Below are 11308 nucleotides of genomic sequence, written 5' to 3' on the forward strand. Positions count from 1 at the left end.
AGCACACAAAACGCTATAAACGATAAAAGCAACTGATAATCAAATGATTAAGAGTTGCTTTTGTTGGCCTACAAGGACTCGAACCTTGAATGTCGGTACCAAAAACCGGTGTGTTACCAATTACACCATAGGCCAATGCTTTAACGCGGGTGCAAATTTAACCCAAAGTTTTAATTTCACAAACATTTTTTAATAAATTTTTTATTTAACAATTTTTTATACCTGATTATAATAGTTAACACCCTTATTTATTAGGATTTATTAGTAAATTCGCCCACAGATTATTAATTAACTATGACATCAATAAACTTTAAAAAATGGAACATCATTCTTGGGTGGGTTGCATTTGCAATAGCATTAATCACCTACTCTTTAACACTAGAACCAACCGTTAGTGCTTGGGATTGTGGAGAATACATCTCTACATCTGTAAAATTAGAAGTTGGTCACCCTCCTGGAGCTCCATTATTTCAAATGTTGGGTGCCTTTTTTGCAATGTTTACATCTGAGCTATCTGAAATAGCAAAAATGGTAAACTTCATGTCTGCTTTAGCAAGTGCATTTACTATTTTGTTTATGTTTTGGACAATTACCAATCTTGCAAAAAAATTAGCTTTAAAAACAGGAGAAATCTCAGAAGGAAAATATATTGCTATTTTAGGTAGTAGTTTAGTGGGTTCTTTGGCCTATACTTTTTCAGATAGTTTCTGGTTTAGTGCTGTGGAAGGAGAGGTGTATGCAATGTCATCATTTTTAATGGCATTATTGTTTTGGTTAGGATTAAAATGGGAAAGTGAAATTGAGACTGCTAGAGGAAATAAATGGTTAATATTAATCAGTTTTGTCGTTGGTTTATCTTTTGGTGTGCACATACTTTCTTTGTTGGTAATTCCTGCAATAGTAATGCTCTACTTCTTTAAAACGTATAAAAACATCAACCTAAAAACAACAGCCATTGCAACGGTAATTTCTGTTATTACGTTAATGTTTGTTTTTAAATTTTTATTTCCTTTTACATTAAAGTTCTTTAGTGCATCTGAGTTATTTTTTATCAATTCTATTGGTTTACCATACAATTCTGGAAGTGTTATTGCTTTTATCATCTTGATTGCCTTATTTTTCTTCGGATTAAAATACACACGTAAGCATCAAAAAATTACAGCAAACACATTAATTCTATCTGTTTTATTTATTATGATTGGCTTCTCTTCTTGGATGATGTTACCAATTAGAGCAAATGCAAATACCACCATTAATGAAAACAATCCTTCTAGTGCTCGTGAATTACTAGCCTATTATGATAGAGAACAATATGGAGATGCAAATGTGTTTTATGATACGTACTATTCTAATGACAGAACTCCGAATGCAGAAAACCCATATAAAGATGATAAACCTAAGTATGAACAAATAAATGGCAAATATGTAATTGTTAACAATTACAAAAATGTAATACCAAATTACTCTGATAAGCACAAGGGGTTTATACCGAGAATGGTAAACCCTGCATCAGAAAAAATGTATAAAGCGATTGCTGGAATTCCTGCAAATAGTAAACGTAGACCCACTTTTGCAGAAAACATAAGGTTTATGATGAGTTATCAGTTTGGGTACATGTATGGTCGTTATTTTATGTGGAATTTTACGGGTAGACAGAATGATAAACAAGGAAATCTAGATGTTTTTAACGGAAACTGGATTAGTGGAATTGACTTTATTGATGAAGCTAGATTAGGTTCTCAGAAAAAACTTCCATCACAAGTAACTGAAAATAAAGGAAGAAATAAATACTATTTCCTACCGCTTATTTTAGGACTAATTGGTTTGTTTTATCAAATAAAATGGGACAAAGAAAACTTCTTTACATTATTTTTATTCTTTGCGTTTACAGGTTTTGCCATTATTTTTTACACAAACCCTAGACCTTTTGAGCCAAGAGAAAGAGATTACGCTATTGTAGGAAGTTTTTATATTTTTGCCATCTGGATTGGCTTTGGTGTACTTGCTTTGTATGACTATTTAAAAGATTTTGCCAATAAAAAAGCCGTTGCAATTGCGGTTTCTGTAATCTCTTTATTAGCAGTTCCAACTTTAATGGCTTCCCAAAATTGGGATGATCATGACAGGTCTAACAGATATACAACCCATTTAAACGCACAAGCTTATTTAGAATCTTGCGATCCAAATGCAATTATGTTTACCATTGGAGATAATGATACGTTCCCACTTTGGTACATGCAAGAAGTTGAAGGAATTAGAACGGATATTAAACTAGTGAATACAAGCCTTTTTGCGACCGATTGGTATATAGACCAAATGAAACGAAAAACGTATGACGCAGCTCCTATTCCATCGCAATTAACGCACGATCAATACAAATACGGAACGCTAGATGTTGCCTATTCTGTAGAACATCCAAGATATAAGGATTCTGTGATGACCATTAAAAACTTTATGAGATGGATTGCTTCTGATAGTGAAGCAACCTATGTTGAAACAGAAAATGGAATTGCAGAAAAATATTACCCAACTAATATCATTAGAATTCCTGTTGATAAAGAAAAAGTCTTAAAAAACGGAATTGTAGCTCAAAAAGATGCTGATAAAATTTTAGATTATATTGATATTACTATTGATGATAGAGCGCTGTTTAAAAACAGAATTTTAATGTTAGATATTATTGCCAATAATAATTGGGAGCATCCTATTTATTTTACGGGTGGCGCAAATGCAGATGAAGAATATATCTGGTTAAAAGATTATTTACAATTAGATGGTTTGGCATATAAATTTGTACCTATTAAAACACCAATGGGAGAGAGAAGCTTGTTTGATATGGGAAGAATTGACCCAGAAAAAATGTATACAAATATTCAGAAATGGAATTGGAGAAACATAGATGATGGTGAAATTTATTTAGATGAACAAACCAAAAGAAATGCTATTTCTATGCGTAATAGTTTAATGCGTTTATCTGAAGCTTTTGCAAAAGAAGGAGACACATTAAAAGCAATTGAAGTATTAGATCTAAGCTTAAAAAAAATGCCAATTGAAGATTTTGATCATTATAGCTTGTCTTTAGGGTATCCAGAAATGTATTTTAAACTGGGTAATATTGAAAAAGGAAAACAAACTGCAGAAACCTTAATTAGGTTATTTAAAGAAAAAGCAGTTTGGTTAAGTACTTTTGCAGAAGAAGATACAGAGCTAATTTTTGATGAGATTGATACTACTTTGTACATGTACAGAAATGCTATTGGTCAAGTTGAAAAAGAAGGCAATGACAAAGATTATTTAAGTAAATTACAAGACGAATTTATTGAAACTGTAAAACTTTTTAATCATCTAATGCCAGATGAAGACTAAGTTTTAAATGAAAACATATTTTACCAAAACGCCAGCTATTTTTATGAGATTTTTCTCAAATTATACTTGGCGTTTTTCTTTGGATAAAAAAGAGATCTACTTAACGTTTGATGATGGCCCAACGCCAGAAATTACCCATTTTGTTTTAGATCAATTACAAAAATACAGTGCAAAAGCTACTTTTTTTTGCATTGGAAAAAACATAAAAAAGCATCCTGAAATCTTTCATCAAATTATTTCTGATGGACATTCTGTGGGAAATCACACAAACAATCATTTAAATGGTTGGAAAAATAATAACGCCACTTTTCTTGAAAACACTTTAGAGTGTGAAAATGTCATTTTGAGCACAGTTGATAATTTTAAAAACTCAAAATTTAAAACTCAGAACTCGAAACTATTTAGACCGCCTTATGGAAAAATAAAAAAGAGTCAGGCAAAAGAACTTATAAAAAACAACTATAAGATTATTATGTGGAGTGTTTTAAGTGCAGATTTTGATACCTCTATTTCTAAAGACAAGTGTTTAGATAATGTTTTAAAAAACACCAAAAACGGAAGTATTATTGTTTTTCATGATAGCATAAAAGCTGCTGAAAAATTGAAATTTACGTTACCTAAAGTACTAGAATATTACGCTAAAAAAGGTGTTGTTTTTAAAGCGATTTAGGTTGTGCAATTCTTGGTTAGTAGAATATTTCAATTTAATTTTATAAAGTTAAAAATTACTTTACCACATAGGAACATAGAAAACTTAGAAACACCTTGTCATTCCTACGAAGGCAGGAATCTAAACTTCACTTTTAAAAATAACAAATTTTTAGATTATTAATTTACTCATTATGGATTCCTGTTTTCACAGGAATGACATATACTTGCTAAAAAAAGTGTTTAGATAATGTTTTAAAAAACACCAAAAACGGAAGTATTATTGTTTTTCATGATAGTATAAAAGCTGCTGAAAAATTGAAATTTACGTTATCTAAAGTCCTAGAATAGTACGCTAAAAAAGCGTGTTGTTTTTAAAGCGATTTAGTTTGTGCAATTCTTAGTTGGAAGAAGATTTCAATTCAATTTCACAAAGTTAAAAATTATTTTACCACATAGGAACATAGAAAACTTAGAAGCACCTTGTCATTCCGGCGAACGCAAGAATCTATACTTCACTTTTAAAAATAACAAATTTTTAGATTATTAATTTACTCATTATGGATTCCTGTTTTCACAGGAATGACATATAGTTGCTAAAAAATAATTTTAGTTTATAGGAATTTCTGAAAACTTAGAAACAAGTTTAGCCCTGATTGAATGGCATGTTTAAGCTCTTTTTGGGGTGCTGAACTAAATTCAGCAGAACAAAAAAGCGAGTAATGAAAGCAGGAAATAGCTTCTAATATTAAAGGTACTGTTGCACTAAACCTATAAGTGTTTGTGCGTCTTGCAAACCTGTTTGACGCCATTTCATCTCACCGTCTTTATAAATCATAAACGTTGGATTTCCTTTTACACGCAGAGCTTCTGCAAGAATTTCATTCTTTTTAATGTCAATTTTTATCACTTTTGCCTTATCTCCTAAAGCGGCAGCAACATTTCTTAAGGTATCTAAACTGTTTTCAACCTCATCCCAATCTGTATAAAAATCGATTAAAACAGGTTTCTCAACACTAATTAATTCACCAAATTTTGTCATAATAAAAAATCTTTAAGAGGGGAAGCGTAAAAATTATTAAATAACTAATATACAAATATACAGATTATCAAGCTTTCTTCAATTCTATAACGGTTATTTCTGGCCAAATACCTACTCTACCAGGAAAGGCATGATAACCAAAACCTCTATTTACATTTATATATCTTCCAAACTCTTCATACAATCCTGCCCATTGTTTATATGCGTATTTTGATGGACTCCATTTAAACCAACCAGGAATTTCGATTCCCATTTGTAAACCATGTGTATGACCGCTTAGGGTAAGTTGATAATTAAAATCGTTCTCTTTTACTTTGTATTCCCAATGACTTGGATCATGAGACATTAATATTTTAAAATCTTCTTTTTTAATATTTGCTGATGCTCTTTCTAGATCTCCTGCTTGGTTAAAGCCTTTTCCCCAATTTTCTACACCAACAAGTGCAATTTTTTGTCCGTCTTTTTCTAAATACCTGTGTTCATCTAATAATAAATCGAACCCAATTTTTTTATGAACCTCTTTTACATCTTGAAAATTCTGCGCTTTAGCTTCTTCACTTTCCCAATCCATATAATCTCCATAATCATGATTTCCTAGAATTGAATATTTACCTTCTTTGGCTTCTAGCTTATCAAAAACATCAATCCAATTATTCATTTCATCAGATTTGTTATTTACAAGATCTCCTGTAAACAACATTACATCAGATTTTTGCTGGTTAATTAAATCTACACCATATTGTATTTTCTTTTTGTTGGTGAAACTACCAGAATGAATGTCTGAAATTTGAGTGATTGTAAAACCATCAAAAGCTGCTGGCAAATCTTTAAAACTTAATTGATATTTTAAAACTTTGTAGTTGTATTTTCCTTGAACAATTCCATAAATAAAAGAGGCAAAAGGAATTGCAGCAATACCTAAAGCTAATTGTGAAACAAATTTTCTTCTTCCTGCAAGTGGGGCAGTATCACTACTAGAAACTACTGAAATTGTTTTCTGAATTCCTCTAAAAATATCTTCGCCAAACATAAAGAGCAAAAGAACAATTTTTGGTAATAAAAAAGTAATCAATAAACCAACGGCCCATTGAAACTGCGGAGTTTGACCATCACTCCTAGAATACGTTAATGCGATATAAAAGAAATTTACATACACTAGAAAACTAACAATTAACCAAGAGAATTGTATGATTTTATTTTTACTGATGGTTTTTATGGCTTGAAAAGCATAAAACTCTACAAGAACAATAACTACGGTTAATATGATTAATGGAAAAATCCAACGTGGCATAAATATATATTTCTACAAATTTACCTCTTTTAAAAGTGTATCGATTTTATTTAATAAGACTTTAACAAAAAACTCCCAAAATGGGAGTTTTAATTTTTAATGTTGATTAGGAATATCTTCTGTCTTAAACTCATAGAGTTCGTTTGCCTCTTTTTCTTTGAGCTCTTTTACCAAATTTAAAGCATCAGGAACCACATCACTACACAGTACAATTAAAGCACCTTTTTTAGCATTTTTAACCGCATATAAAATAGCTTCTCTTTCTGATGGAATAATTGTTATTTTCTTGTCTTTGTCTTTTGATGTAATACCATCTTTTAGCATCTTAATCAACTCTTCTTCCGTTTTACCTCGTAAATGTTTGTCTTGTCTAATAATAATTTCGTCAAACATTTCTGAAGCAATTCCGCCCATTTCATTGTTATCTTCTACTCTTCGATCTCCAATTCCGGCTATAATTCCGACTTTGACCGTAGCCTCTAAATTATCTGTAAACTGCTTTAAAGCTCTCATTCCTGCAGCATTGTGTGCATAATCTAATAAAATTTGGAAGTTCTTAAACTTAAACAAATTCAATCTTCCTGGAGTTTGAGTTGCTGATGGAATAAACGTTTCTAAAGACATTTTCATATCTTCTATAGAAAACCCTCTTAAATATGCAGTTATCACGGCTGGTAAAACATTCTGAATCATAAAAGTTGCTTTTCCGCCATAAGTTAAAGGCACATTTACTGCTTTTATAACTCTAATTTTCCAAGTTCCTCTACAGATGGTAATGTATCCGTTTTCATAAATTGCAGAAATTCCTCCTATTTTCTGAAGTGCTTTAATATGAGGATTGTTTTCATCCAAAGAGAATAGGGCAACATTACAATCTAAATTTTTACGCATTGCGTATACCAATTCATCATCTGCATTTAAAATAGCGGTTCCATCTGGTAAAACCGTTTCTGGTATTACTGCTTTTACTTTTGCTAATTGCTCAATAGTGTGAATCCCTTTTAGACCTAAATGATCTGCTGCAACATTTGTTACAATCCCAATATCACAATTTTTAAAGCCTAAACCTGCTCTTAACAAACCACCTCTTGCAGATTCTAAAACAGCAAAATTCACAGTTGGATCTCTTAAGACAAACTCTGCACTTGCCGGGCCTGTGCAATCTCCGGTCATTAACAAACGGTTTTGAATATACACACCATCACTTGTTGTATACCCCACTTTATACCCTTTCATTTTTGCCATGTGCGCAATTAAACGCGTAGTGGTCGTTTTTCCGTTTGTACCAGAAACAGCCACAATTGGTATTCTTGAAGTTGATCCCGGAGGAAATAACTTATCAATTACCGGTGCTGCAACATTTCTTGGCAAACCTTCTGTTGGTGCTAAATGCATTCTAAATCCTGGGCCCGCATTTACTTCTAAAACGGCACCTCCAGTATCTGCAAGTGGTTTAGAAATATCTGTTGACATAATATCTATTCCACAAATATCTAAATCTATAATTTTAGAAATGCGCTCTGCCATGGCAATATTTGCAGGATGTACAATATCTGTTACATCTTCTGCTGTACCTCCAGTACTTAGGTTTGCAGTATCTTTTAAGATAAGCATTTCCTCTTTTTTTAGCACAGATTCTAAGGTGTAACCTGCATCTTTTATAATTGTCTTAGTTAACTCGTTGATTGTAATTTTTGTCAATACATTTTCATGACCATACCCTCTTCTAGAATCTTTATTTACTTCATCTATTAAGGTTTCTACGGATGAGTTTCCGTCTCCAATAACATGAGCTGGCGTTCTTTTAGCAGCTGCAACTAATACATTATTAATGACCAATAATCGATAATCTTCTCCTGTGATAAATTTTTCGACGATAATTGCACCGCTTTTAGAACTATTTTTTGCGTGTTTAAAACCTTCTAAAGCATCTTCATAATTCTGAATATCTACTGTAATTCCACGTCCGTGATTTCCATCAATTGGTTTTATCACTAAAGGATAACCCACATATCTACAAGCCTCCTTTAAACTACTTTCTCTTTTAATAATATCTCCTTTAGGCACAGCCACTTCCGCTTGCTCTAATAAGTATTTTGTATCTTCTTTGTCACATGCTAATTCTACACCAATACTACTCGTTTCGCTGGTAACTGTAGCTTGTATTCTTTTTTGATTAGCACCATAACCTAATTGACAAAGTGAATATTTATTTAAACGAAGCCAAGGAATACCTCTTGCTTCTGCTTCTGCTACAATAGAACCTGTACTTGGTCCTAAGCGCGAACTTTCTCGTAATTCTCGCATTTCTTGAATATCGTCAGTCAAATCATAAGGTTCTCCTTCAATTAAAGCTTCGCAAATCTTTACTGCTGCTTTGGCTGCATATCTACCAACGTTTTCTTCAATATAAGAAAAAACAACGCTGTATACACCTTCTTCTCCATACCCTCTGGTTCTCCCAAAACCAGTATCCATATCTGCTAACGTTTGAATTTCTAGAGCAATATGCTCTATAATATGTCCCATCCAAGTTCCTTCATCAACTCTCATAAAAAAACCACCGGCACAACCTTCTGAACATCTGTGGGAATACATTGTGGGGAACATTGCTTTCAACCTTTCTGAAAACCCTTCTACTTTATTAGAAGGTCTTTCTTCCATTTCCTCTAAATCTAAAACCATCACAATTAATTTATGACGACGTACGGACCAATAATTTGGTCCTCTCATTGCATTTATCTCTCTTATTCTCATATTTGATAGCTTTTAATTAGTTTGAAAGTTTATAAATATATACATTTTTTACTGTAAAATTTACTTTATTTTTGCATCTATAAAAAAACACCAAGATTTTTACTAAAATGATAAACGGAACACTAATTCCTATTGGAGGCAATGAGGATAAAGGAATTGAAGAAAACGAACAGTATACCCAAGAATTTATTAGCGAAGGTATTTTATATCATGTTGTAGAAGAAGCTGGTGGTGTTGATGCAAATATTGTAGTAATTCCTACCGCATCAAGTATTCCTGTTGAAGTTGGAGAAAATTACATAGAAGCTTTTACTGCTTTAGGATGTAAAAATATTTCTGTGCTCGATATTAGAAGCAAAGAAGATTCTGAAAAGGAAGCTTCAATTGAGTTGATTAAAAACGCACATTGTGTAATGTTTTCTGGAGGAGATCAATCTAAAATCACAAAAAAAATTGGCGGAACAACAATTCATAAAATCTTAGCCGAAAGATATAAAAACGAAAAAGGTTTTGTAATTGCCGGTACAAGTGCTGGTGCAATGGCAATGGCCAATGAAATGATTGCTGGCGGAAGCGCATCTGAAGCTTTTATTAAAGGGGCTGTAACCATGTACAAAGGACTAAATTTAATTCCTGAATTAATTATTGACACTCATTTTATTAGACGTGGACGTTTTGGGAGGCAGTCTGAAGCGGTTGCAAAACATCCAAATTTAATTGGAATTGGTTTAGCAGAAGATACGGGAATGATTATTAAAAACGGTAGTGATTGTACTGTAATTGGTTCTGGAATGGTGATTGTTTTCGACGGAAATAAACTAACACACAATAACGAAAAAATACTTGATGAAGGCACGCCTATGACGATGGCAAACCTTACTATTCATGTACTTTCTAATAGTGATATGTACTCTATTAAAAATAGAAAAGTGAGCGTTTTAGCTATTGATGCTCCTTTTATTTAAAAAGGTTTTAGCCTGTTATTCTAGCATATAACCAGGCTTGACAACCCTAAATGTCATTCAGAACGAGGTACGAAGTGAAGAATCTCTTTTTATTAGAAATTTTACTTTCTAGTTTAAAGATTCTTCAGCCATGCTTTCCTCTGAATGACAAACTACTTATAAATAGAAACATCAACTTCGCCATTAGAAGACTTACTTGCTCTATACATCCCTTCTGTATTAAAAGGCATGGCAATATTTCCTTTAGCATCGACCGCAATTAAACCGCCATCTCCACCAATTTCTAAAATCCTTTTATTGATTACTTCATTCGAAGCTTCTTCTAAAGACATCTCTTTATGCTCCATTAAACAAGCAACATCATACGCTACAACTCCTCTAATAAAAAACTCACCGCTTCCAGTACAAGAAATTGCACACGTTTTATTATTGGCATAGTTCCCTGCTCCAATCATTGGTGAATCTCCAACTCTACCAAACTTTTTATTGGTCATTCCTCCAGTGGAAGTTGCCGCAGCAATATTTCCATCCTTATCACAAGCAACAGCACCTACTGTTCCAAATTTACTATCTTTCTTGGTAGCGTGATCTAACTGAAAACTATCTGTATCTTTTATTTCTAACCATTGCTTATGACGAAATTCATCATAAAAATAAGAATCTTCTTCAATTTTATAACCGTTCATTTTAGCAAATTGCATTGCACCTTGTCCTGCTAAAAAAACGTGCTCGCTTTTTTCCATGATATCTCTTGATAACGAAACAGGATTTTTAATTCCTGAAATTAAAGAGACTGCGCCAGCATTTAATGTTTTTCCATCCATAATTGAAGCATCCATTTCATGGGTTTCATCTGCCGTAAAAACAGCTCCTTTTCCAGCATTAAATAAATGCGAATCTTCTAAAATAACCACTGCCTTTTCGACAGCATCAATAGAAGTTCCTCCATTTTCCAAAACTACATATCCAGCATTTATGGCTGATTTTAAAACCATTTTATATTGCGCTTCTAACTCAGAAGTCATCATTCCTTTTACTAAAGTTCCTGCTCCACCATGAATGGCGATTGAAAAAGTATTCATCTTATAAATTTTGAGTAAAAATACGTTCTTTTCTATTTAATTTTATATTCTTTTTGAAAGATATTGTAATTTGCGTTGTCCGTTCGAACACAGCCGAGAACTCATGAAGTTCTATGTTAGAAAAAACACTCTACTGTGCTCGAACAGAAATTCTTAA

Annotated in this window: 7 protein-coding genes and 1 tRNA gene; 3 read left to right on the forward strand and 5 right to left on the reverse strand. The window is 32.5% G+C overall.

Translation table 11 applies throughout. The annotated features are described in order from the left end of the window. Positions 1 to 63: 63 nt before the first annotated feature. Positions 64 to 135, reverse strand: a tRNA-Gln gene (locus tag BTO04_RS08140). A gap of 159 nt (positions 136 to 294) precedes the next feature. On the opposite strand from BTO04_RS08140, the gene BTO04_RS08145 reads away from it, so the two are divergent. Both BTO04_RS08145 and BTO04_RS08150 read left to right on the forward strand, forming a co-directional pair. After that, positions 295 to 3366: a DUF2723 domain-containing protein gene (locus BTO04_RS08145; RefSeq protein ID WP_087564027.1), complete on the forward strand. Its 3072-nt coding sequence runs from the start codon at positions 295 to 297 to the stop codon at positions 3364 to 3366. Positions 3367 to 3373: 7 nt separating this feature from the next. Next, on the forward strand, positions 3374 to 4036 hold the full coding sequence (locus tag BTO04_RS08150; RefSeq protein WP_087564028.1) for a polysaccharide deacetylase family protein: 663 nt from the start codon (positions 3374 to 3376) through the stop codon (positions 4034 to 4036). Positions 4037 to 4762: 726 nt separating this feature from the next. On the opposite strand, the gene BTO04_RS08155 is transcribed toward BTO04_RS08150, so the two are convergent. The 3 genes from BTO04_RS08155 to cphA all read right to left on the reverse strand — a co-directional run bounded on the left by BTO04_RS08155 (position 4763) and on the right by cphA (position 9104). Further along, positions 4763 to 5056: a co-chaperone YbbN gene (locus tag BTO04_RS08155; protein WP_087564029.1), complete on the reverse strand. Its 294-nt coding sequence runs from the start codon at positions 5054 to 5056 to the stop codon at positions 4763 to 4765. 67 nt (positions 5057 to 5123) lie between these two features. After that, positions 5124 to 6347 (reverse strand): metallophosphoesterase, encoded by a 1224-nt coding sequence (locus BTO04_RS08160; protein WP_087564030.1) that lies wholly within the window; start codon positions 6345 to 6347, stop codon positions 5124 to 5126. 96 nt (positions 6348 to 6443) lie between these two features. Next, complete coding sequence (cphA, locus tag BTO04_RS08165) at positions 6444 to 9104, reverse strand: cyanophycin synthetase (protein ID WP_087564031.1); 2661 nt, start codon at positions 9102 to 9104, stop codon at positions 6444 to 6446. Between the two features lie 107 nt (positions 9105 to 9211). Here cphA and BTO04_RS08170 point away from each other — a divergent pair, with 107 nt between their 5' ends. After that, positions 9212 to 10069: a cyanophycinase gene (locus BTO04_RS08170; RefSeq protein ID WP_087564032.1), complete on the forward strand. Its 858-nt coding sequence runs from the start codon at positions 9212 to 9214 to the stop codon at positions 10067 to 10069. Between the two features lie 152 nt (positions 10070 to 10221). Here the strand turns inward: BTO04_RS08170 and BTO04_RS08175 are convergent, their stop codons facing one another. Beyond that, on the reverse strand, positions 10222 to 11151 hold the full coding sequence (locus tag BTO04_RS08175; RefSeq protein WP_087564033.1) for an isoaspartyl peptidase/L-asparaginase family protein: 930 nt from the start codon (positions 11149 to 11151) through the stop codon (positions 10222 to 10224). Positions 11152 to 11308: the final 157 nt, after the last annotated feature.

Origin of the sequence: Polaribacter sp. SA4-10, assembly GCF_002163835.1 — a bacterium.
Lineage (GTDB): Bacteria > Bacteroidota > Bacteroidia > Flavobacteriales > Flavobacteriaceae > Polaribacter.